Raw genomic sequence first — 15,950 nt, 5'->3', positions numbered from 1 at the left:
GTTCAACCGTTGGAGATGCATGATGCCTTTGGATTCGGTGCGGTCAAGGAGTTTGGTGCAGGATTGTCGAATAGTTTAACCGATGACGTCGAGTAACCGGGGTTGATCACCCAGACCTCTGAAGCGCCGTCCGCGTACGTCACTTTGAAGCCAGTATACCGTTTGGTATCTATCAAAATACTTATGCCACCGTAAGCGGCTTGGTACATGCCGAATAACCCTCTCGCCACGACTGTATTGAACACATCTGTGGCGGCAAGCCATCTGTCTAGAGTGTCACTTTTGGAAGTGGTTGATTTCGTAGCGGAACTGACCGCAGGGTTGGAGCATATATTGCTCAATTTGATCGCGGTGTATTTGGCATTTTCGATCGCGACACCGAGACTGTTCCACGAACCTGTTGGCATAGTGCTGGGAGATTCCATAAATCCTTGATCCCAACTTCCACCTCCCCATTGAATAGACGTTCCTGTAATCAGCACAGGCTGAAGAACTACACTACCTGATTGAATTTTCGTTTTGGGTATCCAGGTATGTACTGCGGCGCCCGCGGGGGAAGTTAAGGATAAAAAAAGAAGTAGCGTTGCTGGCAGCCTAGGATTTGACAATTTGGTGGCGAAAATTGATCGATAAACTATCGGGAAGAGTGCGCTGAAATTGAGAGGAAGCATTGATATTGTCAAAATTAACTCCTTTTATCTGAGTTGCGATTGCATTTCTTTGATATCGAGAATGGAGTTCACCACAGTACTGGCGTCCGAGGTTGGCAGTCCCTCTTTGTGAGGTTTGTTTGTCAGGAATCAGCAAGAAATACCATATTCTTGGGGGTGATTATTTATCGATTTAGGGATTGCAATTTTTCTTCCGGCGATTGTGACTTTGATAATTTCTTAACGGATTTTCTTATGGGAGGTTATGAATAACAGGAACTACAGTGCTGGCTGAGGCGGCACGCGGCCTGTGACGCATCGGCGCCATCCGCCTTCGGTCCTCGCGCTGGCCAGAAGGTGCTGACTGCGCAGGGCACGATGCCCATGGGACGGAGTTCAATCAGACGCTGTGCACCGACATCAACGGGTTCAGCCTGCACGCCGCCGTACCTGGCGGCACCGACGACCGCCAAGCGCTGGAACAACTGTGCCGCTATATCACCCGCCCGGCACTGGCCAACGAACGCGTGCAATGCAACGCCGCCGGACACGTCGTGCTGAAGAAGCTGAAGATGCCCTGGCACGACGGCACCACGCACCTAGTGATGATCATCGAGAAGGTCCTCACGCATCTAGATCTGCAGGTGCGTGCACCGCCGCGCGCCCCCGCCTGTGGGTGGGCGCTGCAAGGGGCCTGACCATGCCGACCGATCACTGCTCAAGCGGCCCGGCACTCGGGGGTACGGGAATCGGCCGCGCCGGAGCTTTCTGGGACAGGTCGAAGCGCCATGATCGTCAGGATTGACCCGTGGGCGACTCCAATGACCTGCGCATTTCGGCGGGCCATCGACACCTATTCGGCCCCTCCCGCGACTCCGGGTGGCAGCATCAAACCAGCTGAGCGCCGCGGCCCGGGGGCCATAGGCGAAAATATGAGCGTTTGGACTTCCTACCCACTGGCCGCTGTTCGCCGACCGCATCGAGCAGGCGGCGAGCCGGGCTCGCGGATAATTCGGGGATGACGAATTCGTCCCTTATGGCGCTGTCGCCGTGGCGGCTGTCGGTGGCGCCGATGATGGACTGGACCGACCGGCACTGCCGCCACTTCCATCGCCTGATGACCCGGCACACGCGCCTCTACACCGAGATGGTGACCACGGGCGCCTTGCTGCATGGTGACGTGCCGCGCCACCTGGACTTCGGGGTCGAGGAGCATCCGGTCGCGCTGCAACTCGGCGGCAGCGAACCGGAGGACCTGGCGGCCTGCGCCAGGCTCGGCGAGCGCTGGGGCTACGACGAGATCAATCTGAACTGCGGCTGTCCCAGCGAGCGGGTCCAGCGCGGTGCCTTCGGCGCCTGCCTGATGGCCGAGCCGCGGCTGGTGGCTGATGGCGTGAAGGCGATGCGCGACGCGGTGGGCATTCCCGTGACGGTGAAGCACCGCATCGGCATCGACCGGACCGAGAGCTACGACTTCGTGCGCGACTTCGTCGGCACCGTCGCCGCCGCGGGCTGCGAGGTCTTCATCGTGCACGCGCGCAATGCCTGGCTCAAGGGCCTGAGCCCGAAGGAGAACCGCGAGCTGCCGCCGTTGCGCCACGAGTGGGTGTACCGGCTCAAGCGCGACTTCCCGGCGCTGACGATCGTGTTGAACGGCGGCGTCACGACGAACGAGCAGATCGCCGAACACCTGGCGCAGGTCGACGGTGTGATGCTCGGGCGCGAGGCCTATCACCACCCGTGGCTGATGGCCGACTGGGACGCGCACTTCTTCGGCGAGGCACCGCAGGGCCATGACCGTGCCGACATCGAGGCCGCGATGGTGCGCTACATGGAGCACCAGCTGCAGCAGGGCGAGCCGTGGTCGCACGTGTCGCGCCACATGCTGGGCCTGTGGAACGGCACGCCCGGCGCGCGCCGCTGGCGCCAGGTGTGGTCGGACCACCGGCTCAAGGGTGAGCCGCCGGCCCGGGTGTCGGCGCAGGCGCGCCGCAGGCCGGTCGAGGTGGCGATCGAGGCTTGAGAGGCACCGCTTCGTTGCACCCGTTCGTGAGCGTGGGGTCGCCGAGGTTCGAACACAGCGACCCGTCCCAGCGCCGAGCTTTGCCGTTCGACCCTCTGGACAAGACACCGAACACTGCAACGAGCCCCGGCCCGAGCTTCAATCTGCGTTCGAATGCAATGCCGCATCAGGCGTCAGGACGCCACGGGGCGCTGCGCCGGCCAGGTGGCGAGCACCACGCCGGCCAACGCGAGCGCGAATGCCGCGAGCTGTGCAGCGCTGAAATGCTCGCCGAGCAGCAGCACGCCGACCGCCGCCGCGCTGATCGGCAGCAGCACCGTGAAGACGCCGGCCGACGAGGCCGACACATGCTTGAGCCCGGTCATCCACAGCCAGACCGTGACCATGCTGGCAGCGAGCGCGTAGAACAGCAGCAGCACCCAGGTGCCGGGCGCAACGCTCGCGAAGTCGAAGCGCAGGGCCTGCCACAACCCGAACGGCGTCACGATCAGCAGCCCCCACAGGTTGACCAGCGCACTGATGCGGCGCGCGCTCAGCTGGCCAGTGAGCTTCTTGCCGATCACCACGTACAGCGCTTCGCAGAACACGGCACCGAGCAGCAGCGCATTGCCGAGCAGCGAGCTGCCGTCGCCGGCCGCGCTGTGCTTGCCGAGCGACACCAGCGCGATGCCGGCCACCGCGCAGGCGATGCCGCCCGTCACGCGCGGGGCGATGCGCTCGCGCAGGCCGATCCACGAGAGCAGCGCCACCATGGCGGGGATCGCCGCCATGATCACGCCCGCTGCCAGCGCCGAGCTCAGCGCCACGCCGTACAGCATGCACACCGAGAACAGGAAGTTGCCGAAGAAGGATTCGAGAAACAACAACCAGCGGTCGCGCCGGCTCAGTGGCGGCTCCATCGCCGCACGGCGCACCCAGTGCGCCATCGCGATGGCGGCGATGCCGAAGCGCAGCCAGGCCAGCAGGAAGACCGGGAAGGCCAGCACCAGCAGCTTGGACAGGCCGACATAGCTGCCCACCAGCGCCATGCTGCCGGCAAGACTGGCGTAGGCCCACCACGGGGCGTTCGCAGAGTGCCCGGGCGGGCGCGGATCGGCCGCCACACCGGCGGTGCGGCGCGGATCAGGACTCACGCTGCCGGCGCAGCGCGGTGGCACTGCCAGCGCCAGGCGTCGGCACACATCTGCGCAAGGTCGCGTCGGGTGCGCCAGCCGAGCACCCGGGCGGCGAGCGAGGGGTCGGCCCAGTAGGCCGGCACGTCGCCGGGACGCCGGCCGACGATGCGGTAGGGGATAGGCCGGCCGCTCGCCGCGGCGAAGGCCGCCACCACCTCCAGCACCGAGATGCCCAGGCCGGTGCCGAGGTTCAAGGTCAGCAGGCCGCTTTCCCGGGCCAGATGATCCAGCGCTGCGACATGGCCTTCGGCCAGGTCCATCACGTGGATGTAGTCGCGCTGGCCGGTGCCGTCGGGCGTCGGGTAGTCGCCGCCGAACACCTGCAGATCGGGCCGCTGGCCGGCGGCAACCTGGGCCACGTAGGGCATCAGGTTGTTGGGGATGCCGGACGGGTCCTCGCCGATCAGGCCGCTCTCGTGGGCGCCGACCGGGTTGAAGTAGCGCAGCCGCGCCACCCGCCAGTGCGGCTCGGCCTGCACCAGGTCGGCCAGCATCTGCTCGACCATCGCCTTGCTCCAGCCATAGGGACTGGCCGGCGCGAACGGGCAGTCCTCGGGGATCGGCACCACGGCCGGATCGCCGTAGACGGTGGCCGAGGACGAGAACACGAAGCGGTGCACGCCGGCGCGCGTCATCGCATCGAGCAGCGTCAACGTGCCGGCGACATTGTTGTCGTAGTAGGCCAGCGGCTTTTGCACCGATTCGCCCACAGCCTTCAGCGCGGCGAAGTGGATCACGGCGTCGATGGGGTACGCGGCGAACACGCGGTCGAGCAGCGCCGCATCGCGCACGTCGCCTTCGACGAATGGCGGCCGTTTGCCGCACAGCGGCGTCAGGCGGTCCAGCACCTCGCGCTGGCTGTTGCCGAGGTTGTCGAGGATGAGGAAATCATGACCGGCGTTCGCCAGGGCCACGCTGGTGTGCGAACCGATGAAACCGGTACCGCCGGTCACGAGTATCAATTGCTGCTCCCTGTCGTGGTGCTCTGCGCGTGGGCGCGGAGGCCGGCGCGCCGGCCGCTGCGATCATTGTGCCGGGCTGCCGCTGAGTGAAGATGTTGCGCAGATGTAGCAAGAGTCGGGCGAGGGCACACCGCTTGCTAAACCACCGGGTGCCGCGCAAGCTTCGCACGGCTTTCCTCCACTTCGGGAGTCCCCATGAAACACTTCTTCGACCTTGGCGCTACCTTGCGCGGGCTGGCGTTGCTGGTGATGATCGGCATCGCCGGGCCCGCGATGGCGCAGACTGCCACGAAGCCGCAGGTGGTGGTGCTCGCCACCGGCGGCACGATCGCCGGGGCCGGTGCCGCGGCCACCAACAGCGCCTCCTACCAGGCGGCCAAGGTGCCGGTCGACAAGCTGATCGCCGGTGTGCCGGAGCTGGCCGATGTGGCCCAGGTGCGCGGCGAGCAGGTGTTCCAGATCGCCTCCGAGAGCTTCACCAACGAGAAGCTGGTGCAGCTCGGCAAGCGGGTCTCGCAGCTCGTGCGCGACCCGGCGGTCAGCGGCATTGTCATCACCCACGGCACCGACACGCTGGAGGAGACCGCCTTCTTCCTCAACCTGGTGATCCGCAGCGACAAGCCGGTGGTGGTGGTGGGCTCGATGCGGCCCGGCACGGCGATGTCGGCCGACGGCATGCTCAACCTCTACAACGCGGTGGTCGTGGCCGCCGATCCGGCATCGCGCGGCAAGGGCGTGCTGGTGGTCATGAACGACGAGATCCACTCGGGGCGCGACGTGGCCAAGCGCATCAACATCAAGACCAACGCCTTCTCCAGCCAGTGGGGCCCTCTCGGCATGGCCGTCGAAGGCAAGACCTACTGGTTTCGCCTGCCTGCGAAGCGCCACACCGTGAACAGCGAGTTCGACATCGACGGCATCGAGACGCTGCCCGAGGTGCACATCGTCTACGGCTACGGCAACATGACCACCGAGCTCTACGACGCCGCGCTGCGCGCAGGTGCGAAGGCCGTGATCAACGCCGGCACCGGCAATGGCTCGGTGCCCAACTACGCGGTCGAGAAGCTCAGGAGCGTGCGCAGCCAGGGCGTGCAGGTGATCCGCTCCTCGCGCATCGCCGACGGCTTCGTGATCCGCAACGCCGAACAGCCCGACGACAAATACGACTGGGTCGTCGCGCACGACCTGAATCCGCAGAAGGCCAAGATCCTGGCGGCCGTGGCGCTGACGCGCGGTGCGACCTCACAGGATCTGCAGCGGATCTTCTGGGAATACTGAGACGAGCTCCCCGATCGGGCACAGCGGCGGTTGCCGCCCGTGCCGTTCAGACGGCAGCGGCGGCCGGCTCTGGGCACTGGATGCCGGCGACCTCGCTGCTCGCCAGCACGTCGGCCCGCCGCAGCAGGCCGGCCAGCGGCAGCGCGCTGGCCGCCAGGCCGCCGGGCGACGCCGCGGATTCGGCCACCGCGGTCAGCGTGGGCGTGATGCGCCAGGTGGCGGCCACCTTGCCGAACAAGGCGTCGCAGCGCAGCTGCAGGGCGGTGGAAAAGGCCTCGCTGAGGGCCGGGACAGGCAAAGAGACGTGCTGGTGCGGTGGCGGTGCGCTCTCGGCCGCTGGCAGGAACAGGCCGCTGCGGTCGAGTTCCCGCAGTGCCACGGTCCAGCCGCTGTTGTGCATCAGACCGGCCAGATAGCCCTCGAAGGCGCTGATGCCATCGGCGCACGCCAGCGCACTGCAATGCTGCGCCTTGGATTCGGAGTGCTCCCACAGCCGGGTGCCGGTGCGTGCGAACAGGCCGTCGCCCGAGGTCTCGAACAGCGGACGGAGCACCACGTGCGCGATCGCGGTGTTCAGGCCGACGACACCGAGCCGGCCCAGGGCCTGCGGCAGGTCCAGGCGTTCGTCGCGTCCACCGTAGGCGGCGTTGCGCGCCATGCGCAGCACTTCGGCGGTGAGCACGAGGTCACGGCCGACCTGCTGAGCCAGTGCGCCCAGCGCCAGGTCGTCACGGCGCAGCATCGCCATCAGCTGCGGGATCACGGCCCGGGCTCGCGGCATCAGGTCGGTCGGGGCGCCGGGCCGCACCAGCAGTTCGTCGATGACCCGCAGCGCGCGCTGCTCGATCTCGGCGGGCACCGGACGGCCGGCGTTCAGGCCTTGCCCCAGCAGCCAGGGCAGCAGTGGCAGCGGCGTCACACCGAAGGCGACCGACGGCGATGGCATTGCAGCGATCTGCGGACGCGCAGCCGCCGGCCTCGCCACTTCGGCGGTTGGCTGGGGCAGTCCGTCACGTCCTCGCAGTGCTCGCTGGAACCATCCCACCGTGTTCCTCCACTGGTAGTGCTCGCTGGATATCGGCGTGGGGCGGGCTGGCTTGAGCCCGGAGCGCACCACCCGCCTGTAGCGGACGAACGCGCACCAGGTATCAGAACATCGCGCCGTAGCGCGCGTGCTCCCAGTCGCTGACGTGGCGTGCGTACTCGATCCACTCGGCGCGCTTGAGCCGCACGAACTCGCGGTGCAGCGTGTCGCCGAGTGCGCCGCGCAGCAGCTCGCTGGCTTCGAAGGCGTCGACCGCCTCGCCCAGGCTCTGCGGCAGCAGCGCGATGCCGCGCGCACGGATCTCGGCCGGGCTCAGTGCGAACAGATCGTCGGTACAGGCCGGGCCGGGGTCCAGTTCCCGGTCGATGCCGTCCAGCCCCGCCGCGATCAACGCCGCGGTCGCCAGATAGGGGTTGGCCGAGGCGTCGGGCACGCGCCACTCGAAGCGACCGCCGAGCGTGCGCACCAGCGCCGTGCGGTTGTTCGGGCCCTGCGCCACACAGGCGGGCGCCCACGTGGTGCCGGACAGCGACTCGCCGACCACGAGGCGCTTGTAGCTGTTGACCGTGGGCGCCGCCAGCGCGCACAGCGCGGCACCGTGCGCCAGCACGCCGGCGACGAAGTGGCGCGCGAGCCGGGACAGGGGCTCGCCCGCGCCCGCGCCATCGAACAGGCAGCGCGCGCCCTCCCACAGCGACACGTGGAAATGCAGGCCGCTGCCCGGCTGGTTGGCAAAGGGCTTGGGCATCATCGAGAACACGCAGCCCTGCTGCTCGGCGAGCGCGTGCGCCGCCATCTTGAACAGCATCACGTGGTCGGCGCTGCGCAGCGCCTCGTCGTGCCGGAAGTTCAGCTCGTACTGGCCGTGGGCGTCCTCGTGGTCGATCTGCAGCACTTCGAGACCACTGCTCTCGAGCGCGCCGCGCAGCGCCTGCAGGAAGCCCTGTTGGCGTGGCAGGCTCTTGAGGTCGTAGCTCGGTTTGTCGAGCCGGTCGCCGTCGTCGGCCGGCACGTAGCGGCTGCCTTCGCGCCTGAGCAGGAAGAACTCGGGCTCGATGCCGGTCCGCAGCGTCCAGCCCCGCCCGGCGAGGCGGGCGGTGGCGCGCTTGAGCACCTGGCGCGGGCAGGCGTCGAAGGCCGTGCCGTCGACGAAGCCGTCGCCGACGATGCGCGCGACGCCCGGCATCCACGGCAGCGCCTTCAGCGTGGCGGCATCGCCGCGGGCAAAGTATTCGGCACGCGGGCCGGTGCGCGGCAGCCCGGTGCCCCAGATCGACGGGCCGGCGAAACCGGCGCCGTCGGTGAGCACGGCTTCCAACTGGTGCAGCGGCACGAGCTTGCCCTTGGCGACGCCATGCAGATCGGTGAACTGCACCAGCAGCGTGTGCACGCCCTCGGCGGCGAGCGACTCGCCCGCCGTTCGGGCGAACACGGCGAGCGACTCGCCCGCCGTTTGAGCGAACACGGCGAGCGACCCGTCCGACATCCGGGGGAGCGACGCCGGCGACGCCGGGGCCTCAGCCACGGGCCGCCGCCTTCAGTGCATCGCTCAGGATGCCGAGCGCCTCGCCGAACACCGCATGTTCGATGGTCAGCGGGAACAGGAAGCGCAGCACGTTGCCGTCGACGCCGCAGCTCAGCAGGATCAGGTGGCGGCGCAGTGCCTCGGCCTGCACGCGTTTGCTCATGCCGGCATCCGGCGCCTGCGTCTTGGGGTGCCGGAACTCGACCGCCACCATCGCGCCGAGCCCGCGCACGTCGGCGATCTGCGGCACCTTGCCGCGCAGGCCGTTGAGCAGGGTCTTCAGCTCATCGCCGAGGTGCTGTCCGCGCTCGGGCAGCCGCTCCTCGAGCATCACCTCGATCACCGCAAGGGCCGCCGCGATGGCCAGCGGGTTGCCCGCGTAGGTGCCGCCCAGGCCGCCCGGAGCCGGCGCGTCCATGATCGCGGCCCTGCCGGTCACGGCCGACAGCGGCAGGCCGGCGGCCAGGCTCTTGGCGCTGACCAGCAGGTCGGGCAGCACGTCGAAGTGCTGCATCGCGAACATCTTGCCGGTGCGGCCGAAGCCGGTCTGCACCTCGTCGGCGATCAGCACGATGCCGTGCTCGTCGCACAGCTTGCGCAGCCACTTCACGGCCTCGGCCTGGATCACGTTGAAGCCGCCTTCGCCCTGCACCGGCTCGAACACGATGGCAGCGACACGGCCCGGTTCGATGTCGGCCTTGAAGATTTGGTCGACGGCCTTCTTCACGTCGTCGAGCGCAACGCCGTGGGCAGGGAAGGGCACGTGGTAGATCTCGGGCGGGAAGGGCCCGAAGCCCGCCTTGTAGGGCTGCACCTTGCCGGTCAGCGCGACGGCGAACAGCGAGCGGCCATGGAAGGCGCCGCCGAAAGCGATGACACCGCCGCGCTGCGTGTGGGCGCGCGCGATCTTGACGGCGTTCTCGATCGCCTCGGCGCCGGTCGAGAAGAAGGCCGTCTTCTTCGCGTGCTTGCCCGGTGTCATCGCGTTGAGCTTCTCCGCCAGCGCGATGTAGCTCTCGTAGGGCACGACCTGGTAGCAGCTGTGGGTGAAGCGCTGCAGTTGCGCCTCGACGGCGGCCACGACCTTCGGGTGGCGGTGGCCGGTGTTGAGCACCGCGATGCCGCCGGCGAAGTCGATGTAGCGCTGGCCCTGCACGTCCCACAGCAGGGCGTTCTCGGCGCGGTCCGCGAAGAAGCCGGCCATCACGCCCACGCCGCGCGGCGTGGCCGCGGCCTTGCGGGCCATCAGTTGTTCGTTGAGCGAGATCTTCATGCTCGTCTCTTCCTTTCCGGCGGTGCCGCCGGACGCGTTCAGGCCGCTTCGATGCGCAGCCAGGTCGTCTTCAGTTCGGTGTACTTGTCGAAGGCGTGCAGCGACTTGTCGCGGCCGTTGCCGCTCTGCTTGAAGCCACCGAACGGCACGGTGATGTCGTCCTCGTCGTACTGGTTCACGTGCACGGTGCCGGCGCGCAGCGCCGCGGCGACACGGTGCGCACGGTCGATGTGCGAGCTCCACACGCTGGCCTGCAGGCCGTAGGGCGAGTCGTTGGCGAGGCGGATCGCCTCGGCCTCGTCCTTGAACCGGATGATGGACAGCACCGGGCCGAAGATCTCCTCGCGGGCGATCTTCATGTCGTTGCGCACACCGTCGAAGACCGTGGGCTCGACGTAGTAGCCGCCGCTGTCGGTGCGCGCCTGCGTGCCGCCGGCCAGCACCGTGGCCCCTTCGGTGCGGCCGGCGTCGATGTAGCCCATGACCGTGCGCAGCTGGCCGTCGTCGACCAGCGCGCCCATCACGGTCTTGGCGTCCAGCGGATCGGCGGGGCGGTATTGCGGCGCCTCGGCGGCGACGCGCTTCGCGAAGTCGTCGGCGATGCTCTCGTGCACCAGCAGCCGCGAGGGCGCGTTGCAGCTCTCGCCCTGGTTGAAGAACATGCTGCCAGCCACGGTGGCGGCGCAGCGGTCGAGGTCGTCGAAGTCGGGGAACACGAGGAAGGCGCTCTTGCCGCCGAGTTCGTTGTAGACGCGCTTGAGGTTGCTGCGCCCGGCGTATTCGAGCATCTTGCGGCCCACGCGGGTGGAGCCGGTGAAGCCGATCGCGTCGACCTGCGGGTGCAGCGCCAGCGCCTCGCCGGCTTCGTGGCCGTAGCCCGGCACGACGTTGAACACGCCGGGCGGCAGGCCGGCGGCCAGCGCCAGCTCCGCCAGCCGCAGCGCGGTCAGCGGGCTCTTCTCGCTGGGCTTGAGCACCACCGAGTTGCCGGCCGCGAGTGCAGGCCCGAGCTTCCAGGCGGCCATGATCATCGGGTAGTTCCAGGGCACGATCGCGCCGATCACGCCCATCGCCTCGCGCCGGATCAGCGCCAGCGCCCCCGGCCCGGTCGGTGCGATCTCGTCGTAGACCTTGTCGATGGCTTCCGCGTACCAGGCGATGCAGCGCGCGGTGGAGGGCACGTCGACGCTGAGCGAATGCTGGATGGGCTTGCCCATGTCCAGGGTTTCGAGCAGCGCCAGCTCTTCCTTGGCGGCGAGGATCTTCTCGGCGAAGGCCTGCAGGATACGCTTGCGCACCGCGGGCGGTTTCTTCGCCCAGCGGCCGTCGTCGAAGGCGGTGCGGGCGGCCGCGACGGCGGCATCGATGTCGGCGGCTTGGCCACGGACGACGCGACCGAGCACCCGGCCGTCGATCGGGGAGACACAGTCGAACGCCTCGCCGGCCAGCGCCGGCCGGCGTTCGCCGTCGACGAATGCGCGCCCGTCGATCTTCAACGTGGCGGCCCGTGCGTGCCAGTCGGTGGTGGCAATGCTCATGGAGCCTCCTTCAGGTGCGAGCGGTTGGCAGAACTCGCGCAGCGGTGGGCAAGTGTCGCCGCACCGCCTTGGCCCCGTTCAGAAGCTCACCACCACCGCTGCACCGAGCAACTGGTTGGTCTTGCGGTACTCGCCAGTGCGGACGTCGAGGAAGACCGGCGCGTTCGCGTGGTCGATGCGGTATTCGGCCTTCAGGACGGTGTTCCCGTTGAGCGCGTAGCCCATGCCGAACGAGATGGCCGCGCGGTTGACGCCCTTCTCGCCGTCGGGTTGCACCCAGGTGCCGCTGCCACCGTCGAAGGCGAAGCCCGGGCCGATGCCGTTGCGGTCGTCGCTGAAGGCGAAGCCGAGCAGGCCGCCGCCGTTCTTGTCGTTCTTGATGTAGTCGCCGCGCACGATGCCTTCGAGGCGTGGCGTGAGCTTGTAGGCGGCGAGTGCCGACACGCCGTACCAGCGCGCATCGCGCAACTCGCCGGTGGTCGGGTCGGCCGTGACCGCCGCGCGCGTCTGCTGCCCGTAGCTGAGCTGGCCCTGAAGGGTCCAGTCGCCGCGGATGAAGTAGCCGTCGACCTCGAACAGGTTGACCGCGGTGTTGCCGGTGTCGTAGGGATCGGTCGTGATCGGATTCACGTCGTCGCTGCGGAAGTTTGCCAGCTTGCCGTGCACGCCGGCGAAGCCGAAGCCCTGGTACTCGCCCTTGGAGTAGTCCGCGCGATAGACCAGCGCCGAGCCTTTCTCGCCCTGCGGATTCTTGGTCGCGTTGACCTGGGCCAGCATGGCCTTGACGATCCACTTGCCGCGCGTGATCTCGACGCCGGCGCCGGTGTAGGCGGTCGGCAGCGTGAAGTCGTACAGCAGGTTGTGGGTGATCAGCTTGTTGAGTGTGGGCTGCTGGTATTCGTAGCCCGACCAGTCGGGCACCTGGCCGGCGATGAGCCGCGTCTGCAGGTCGGTCAGCGGCACCGAAACCGAGGCCTCCTGAACGATCGAGTTGCCGTCGAACACGGCACCGACGCCGCGGTTCGGCGTCAGCGTCAGGTGCCAGCGCGTGCCACTGTCGGTTTCCTTCAGGAAATCGATCGACACGGCGCCGAAGTAGGAGTTGTCGTAGTTGTAGCCGTCGTCTTCCACCTTGTTCAGGAACTGGAAGCCGGCGCGGTTCTGGCGCTGGTTGTAGATGTAGGTCGGGTCGACGTAGCCGCTGATCTTCAGGCCTTTCAAGCCGGCGGCCTCGATGTTGTCTTCGAGCGCCTCGGTCTTGACCGCGACGCGGTTGAACTCCTGCGCCTGCTCCGGCGTCATGCCCCATTGCGCCGCAGCAGGGGCTGCCTGCTTGGCCTCGGCGGCCTTGAGCTTGCTCTCGAGCTCGGTCACCCGATCCTTCAGGGCCTGGAATTCCTTGAGCAGGTCGGCATTGCTCTGCGCCCGTGCGGCGGGAAACGCAGCGGCCAGGGCCAGGGCGAGCGCAGTGGTGTGCCAGTTCTTCATCGAGCGGGACTCCTCTTGACGGTGGTTCGGTTTCGGTGGACGAGCAGGGATTCAGCCGCCGGCACGCTGCGCCTGCGCCATGGCCCGGCTGCGCTCGCGCTCGGCGCGGGCGATCAGGTAGCTGGCCGTGAGGACACCGATCGAGACGACGGCGATGATCACGGCCGCCATCGCGTTGACGCTCGGGTTCACGCCCAGCCGTGCGCGCGAAAAGATCACCAGCGGCATCGTGGTCGCGCCCGGGCCCGACAGAAAGGCCGACAGCACCACGTCGTCGAGCGAGATCGTGAAGGTGAGCAGCCAGGCCGACACCAGCGACTGGGCGATCATCGGCAGCGTCACGAGGGCAAACACCTGGGCCGGCCGCGCGCCGAGATCCATCGCGGCTTCCTCGAGCTGCGGATTGAGCTCCTGCAGCCGCGCCTGCACGACGACGGTGGCATACGCCATGCCGAGCAGCAGGTGCCCCAGCCAGATGGTCAGCATGCCGCGCTCCGGAAAGCCGAGCGCGCGCTGCACCGACACCAGCATCAGCAGCAGCGACAGGCCGACGATCACCTCGGGCATCACGAGCGGTGCGCTGACCATGCCGCCGAACAGCATGCGACCCCGAAAGCGCGTGTACTTGACGAGCGCGAAGGCCGCCAGCGTGCCCAGCACCACCGAGCCGCAGGCGGTGAAGAACGCGATCTTCAGACTCAACCACAGGCCGACGATCATCTCGCGGTCGGTGGCGAGCTTGGCGTACCACTTCAGCGTGAAGCCGGCCCAGACGCTGGGCAGCGGCGAATCGTTGAAGGAATAGATGACCAGCGCGACGATCGGAAGGTACAGGAAGAAATAGCCCGCGCCGAGCCAGCCGCGCGCGAACAGCCGCGTGAAGCCGGGGCCGAAGAAGGTGTGGTGGCCGCTCATCGCCGGGCCTCCTGGGCCTGCGCCTGGTAGCGGTTGAAGATCGCCAGCGGCACGATGATCAACAGGATCATCGCGACCGCGACGGTCGAGGCCATCGGCCAGTCGTTGTTGCTGAAGAACTCGTCCCACAGCACGCGGCCGATCATCAGCGTCTGCGGCCCGCCGAGCAGTTCGGGGATCACGAACTCGCCGACGCAGGGGATGAACACCAGCATCGAGCCGGCGATGATGCCGGCCTTCGACAGCGGCACGGTGATCTTCCAGAACGCGGTGGCCGGCGTGGCGCCCAGGTCGGTGGCCGCCTCCAGCAGGCGCAGGTCCATCTTCGACAGGTTGGCGTAGAGCGGCAGGATCATGAACGGCAGGTAGGTGTAGACCATGCCGATCACCAGCGAGAACGGCGTGTTCATAAACTTGCCGAGCGCGGGAATCACGCCGCCGGCCAGCAGCAGGTGGTCGAGCTTCAAGGCGATCAGCGCCTCGGCGACCCAGCCGCTCTCGCCGAGCAAGGCCTTCCAGGCGTACACGCGCAGCAGGAACGAGGTCCAGAACGGCAGCATCACCAGCATCAGCAACGCCGGTTGTCGCGTCGCCTTGGCGCGCGCCATGAAATAGGCGAAGGGGTAGCCGATCATCAGGCACAGCACCGTGGTGATCGCGGCGTACTTCAGGCTGGACAGGTAGGTCGCGAAGTAGAGTTCGTCCTGCGTGATGAAGACGTAGTTGCTGAACTTCAGCGCGAGGTTCATCACCCCGTCGTTGAACGTCAGCAAGTCCTTGAAGTGAACGTTCTCCATCTCGGAGACGCTGATCTTCATGACGATCAGGAACGGGAACAGGAAGAACACCAGCAGCCAGACATAGGGGATGCCGATGACTGTGCGCCGGCCGGTCGCCAGTCCGGCGAGACGGGCCACGAGCGGCCCCGTCCGTGCACGCGCCAGCAGGTCGCGGCGGGCGCTCATAGCGTCAGCACCACTTGCGACGACGGCGTCCACGAGGCCCAGGCGGCGTCGCCCCAGCTCAGCTGCTCGTCGCGGTGCCGCTGCACGTTGCTCTGGCTCACCTTCAGCACCGCGCCGCTGTCGAGCTGCAGGTGGTAGACGGTGAAGGCACCGAAGTAGGACAGGTCCTTCACGGTACCGCGCACGCGGTTGTGCGGCCCGGCCGGCTCGTCGCGGCCGAGGCCGATCTTCTCGGGCCGCACCGCGACGCTGACCGTCATGCCCTCGGTGCCCGTGATGCCGTGACCCACCAGATGGCTGCAATCCTTGCACGAGATCACCACGTGGTCGGGGTGATCCTCGACGAGCGTGCCGTCCATCAGGTTCACGTTGCCGATGAAGTCGGCGACGAAGCGCGTCGCCGGCGTCTCGTAGATGTCGCTCGGCGCGCCGACCTGCAGTACCTTGCCCTCGCTCATCACCGCGATGCGCGAGGCCATCGTCATCGCCTCTTCCTGATCGTGCGTGACCATCACGCAGGTCACGCCGACCTCCTCGATGATGTTGACCAGCTCGATCTGCGTCTCCTCGCGCAGCTTTTTGTCGAGCGCGCCGAGCGGCTCGTCGAGCAGCAGCAGCTTGGGCCGCTTGGCCAGGCTGCGCGCCAGCGCCACGCGCTGCTGCTGGCCGCCCGAGAGCTGGTGCGGCTTGCGCCTGGCGTACTTGCCGAGTTGCACCAGCTTGAGCATCGCCTCGACCCGCTGCACGATCTCGTCCTTCGCCATGCCGTCGCGCCTCAGACCGAAGGCGATGTTGTCCCACACCGTGAGGTGCGGGAACAGCGCATACGACTGGAACATCATGTTGATGGGCCGCTCGTAGGGCGGCATGTCCGCGAGATCCTGGCCGTTGAGCACGATGCGCCCGGAGGTCGGCGTCTCGAACCCCGCCAGCATCCGCAACAGCGTGGTCTTGCCACAGCCCGACGAACCGAGCAGCGCGAAGATCTCGCCCTGCTCGATGTCGATGCTGACGTGGTTGACGGCGACCGCGCCGCCACCGAAGTCCTTCACCACGTCCTGGATCTGCAGGTAGGCGCTGGCGGCCGTCGCGCCGCCGTTGTCGTTCGCCATC

Annotated in this window: 14 protein-coding genes; 3 read left to right on the top strand and 11 right to left on the bottom strand. The window is 67.5% G+C overall.

The genetic code is table 11. The annotated features are described in order from the left end of the window. Positions 1 to 2: 2 nt before the first annotated feature. Positions 3 to 425, bottom strand: a complete 423-nt coding sequence (locus ACQY9S_RS06435) for a hypothetical protein (RefSeq protein ID WP_428424033.1) — start codon at positions 423 to 425, stop codon at positions 3 to 5. Positions 426 to 967: 542 nt separating this feature from the next. Here ACQY9S_RS06435 and ACQY9S_RS06430 point away from each other — a divergent pair. Both ACQY9S_RS06430 and dusA read left to right on the top strand, forming a co-directional pair. Continuing rightward, a complete protein-coding gene (locus ACQY9S_RS06430; protein ID WP_428425612.1) occupies positions 968 to 1,348 on the top strand; it encodes a transposase in 381 nt (126 codons plus the stop codon). Between the two features lie 320 nt (positions 1,349 to 1,668). Next, positions 1,669 to 2,673 (top strand): tRNA dihydrouridine(20/20a) synthase DusA, encoded by a 1,005-nt coding sequence (dusA, locus tag ACQY9S_RS06425; protein WP_428424031.1) that lies wholly within the window; start codon positions 1,669 to 1,671, stop codon positions 2,671 to 2,673. Between the two features lie 173 nt (positions 2,674 to 2,846). Here dusA and ACQY9S_RS06420 read toward each other — a convergent pair whose 3' ends face one another. Together ACQY9S_RS06420 and galE are read right to left on the bottom strand one after the other, a co-directional pair. Then, a complete protein-coding gene (locus ACQY9S_RS06420; RefSeq protein ID WP_428425610.1) occupies positions 2,847 to 3,776 on the bottom strand; it encodes a DMT family transporter in 930 nt (309 codons plus the stop codon). 26 nt (positions 3,777 to 3,802) lie between these two features. Then, complete coding sequence (galE, locus tag ACQY9S_RS06415) at positions 3,803 to 4,810, bottom strand: UDP-glucose 4-epimerase GalE (protein ID WP_428424029.1); 1,008 nt, start codon at positions 4,808 to 4,810, stop codon at positions 3,803 to 3,805. 195 nt (positions 4,811 to 5,005) lie between these two features. On the opposite strand from galE, the gene ACQY9S_RS06410 reads away from it, so the two are divergent. Next, complete coding sequence (locus tag ACQY9S_RS06410; protein ID WP_428424027.1) at positions 5,006 to 6,088, top strand: type II asparaginase; 1,083 nt, start codon at positions 5,006 to 5,008, stop codon at positions 6,086 to 6,088. Positions 6,089 to 6,134: 46 nt separating this feature from the next. Here the strand turns inward: ACQY9S_RS06410 and ACQY9S_RS06405 are convergent, their stop codons facing one another. The 8 genes from ACQY9S_RS06405 to ACQY9S_RS06370 form a co-directional block, all read right to left on the bottom strand. Further along, positions 6,135 to 7,034 carry an HDOD domain-containing protein gene (locus ACQY9S_RS06405; RefSeq protein WP_428424025.1) on the bottom strand — a complete coding sequence of 300 codons (900 nt, stop codon included), beginning with the start codon at positions 7,032 to 7,034 and terminating at the stop codon, positions 6,135 to 6,137. A gap of 202 nt (positions 7,035 to 7,236) precedes the next feature. Beyond that, positions 7,237 to 8,598, bottom strand: a complete 1,362-nt coding sequence (gene glnT, locus ACQY9S_RS06400) for a type III glutamate--ammonia ligase (protein WP_428424023.1) — start codon at positions 8,596 to 8,598, stop codon at positions 7,237 to 7,239. A gap of 52 nt (positions 8,599 to 8,650) precedes the next feature. Further along, positions 8,651 to 9,931 carry a 4-aminobutyrate--2-oxoglutarate transaminase gene (gene gabT / locus ACQY9S_RS06395; protein ID WP_428424021.1) on the bottom strand — a complete coding sequence of 427 codons (1,281 nt, stop codon included), beginning with the start codon at positions 9,929 to 9,931 and terminating at the stop codon, positions 8,651 to 8,653. A gap of 38 nt (positions 9,932 to 9,969) precedes the next feature. Further along, entirely contained in the window at positions 9,970 to 11,469 is a 1,500-nt protein-coding gene (locus ACQY9S_RS06390) for an aldehyde dehydrogenase (protein ID WP_428424019.1), read from the bottom strand. Between the two features lie 78 nt (positions 11,470 to 11,547). Continuing rightward, positions 11,548 to 12,957: a DUF3138 family protein gene (locus ACQY9S_RS06385; protein ID WP_428424017.1), complete on the bottom strand. Its 1,410-nt coding sequence runs from the start codon at positions 12,955 to 12,957 to the stop codon at positions 11,548 to 11,550. Between the two features lie 51 nt (positions 12,958 to 13,008). Then, positions 13,009 to 13,872: an ABC transporter permease subunit gene (locus tag ACQY9S_RS06380; RefSeq protein ID WP_428424015.1), complete on the bottom strand. Its 864-nt coding sequence runs from the start codon at positions 13,870 to 13,872 to the stop codon at positions 13,009 to 13,011. Then, a complete protein-coding gene (locus ACQY9S_RS06375; protein WP_428424013.1) occupies positions 13,869 to 14,837 on the bottom strand; it encodes an ABC transporter permease subunit in 969 nt (322 codons plus the stop codon). Before ACQY9S_RS06375 ends, ACQY9S_RS06380 begins: the two co-directional genes overlap by 4 nt. Then, positions 14,834 to 15,949, bottom strand: coding sequence for an ABC transporter ATP-binding protein (locus ACQY9S_RS06370; protein WP_428424011.1), 1,116 nt, complete (start codon positions 15,947 to 15,949; stop codon positions 14,834 to 14,836). Before ACQY9S_RS06370 ends, ACQY9S_RS06375 begins: the two co-directional genes overlap by 4 nt. Between the last annotated feature and the right edge of the window lies 1 nt (position 15,950).

This window comes from Methylibium sp., from assembly GCF_965279545.1.
Classification (GTDB): domain Bacteria; phylum Pseudomonadota; class Gammaproteobacteria; order Burkholderiales; family Burkholderiaceae_C; genus Methylibium.
This window is presented reverse-complemented; position numbering and strand designations above follow the sequence as displayed.

Excerpts from the sequence above, each read along its gene's own strand:
- ACQY9S_RS06380 (WP_428424015.1), bottom strand. The coding sequence starts at position 13,872 with ATGAGCGGCCACCACACCTTCTTCGGCCCCGGCTTCACGCGGCTGTTC.
- ACQY9S_RS06370 (WP_428424011.1), bottom strand. The coding sequence starts at position 15,949 with ATGGCGAACGACAACGGCGGCGCGACGGCCGCCAGCGCCTACCTGCAG.
- ACQY9S_RS06375 (WP_428424013.1), bottom strand. The coding sequence starts at position 14,837 with ATGAGCGCCCGCCGCGACCTGCTGGCGCGTGCACGGACGGGGCCGCTC.
- ACQY9S_RS06410 (WP_428424027.1), top strand. The coding sequence starts at position 5,006 with ATGAAACACTTCTTCGACCTTGGCGCTACCTTGCGCGGGCTGGCGTTG.
- gabT (WP_428424021.1), bottom strand. The coding sequence starts at position 9,931 with ATGAAGATCTCGCTCAACGAACAACTGATGGCCCGCAAGGCCGCGGCC.
- ACQY9S_RS06390 (WP_428424019.1), bottom strand. The coding sequence starts at position 11,469 with ATGAGCATTGCCACCACCGACTGGCACGCACGGGCCGCCACGTTGAAG.
- ACQY9S_RS06385 (WP_428424017.1), bottom strand. The coding sequence starts at position 12,957 with ATGAAGAACTGGCACACCACTGCGCTCGCCCTGGCCCTGGCCGCTGCG.
- ACQY9S_RS06435 (WP_428424033.1), bottom strand. The coding sequence starts at position 425 with ATGGAATCTCCCAGCACTATGCCAACAGGTTCGTGGAACAGTCTCGGT.
- dusA (WP_428424031.1), top strand. The coding sequence starts at position 1,669 with ATGACGAATTCGTCCCTTATGGCGCTGTCGCCGTGGCGGCTGTCGGTG.
- ACQY9S_RS06405 (WP_428424025.1), bottom strand. The coding sequence starts at position 7,034 with ATGCCATCGCCGTCGGTCGCCTTCGGTGTGACGCCGCTGCCACTGCTG.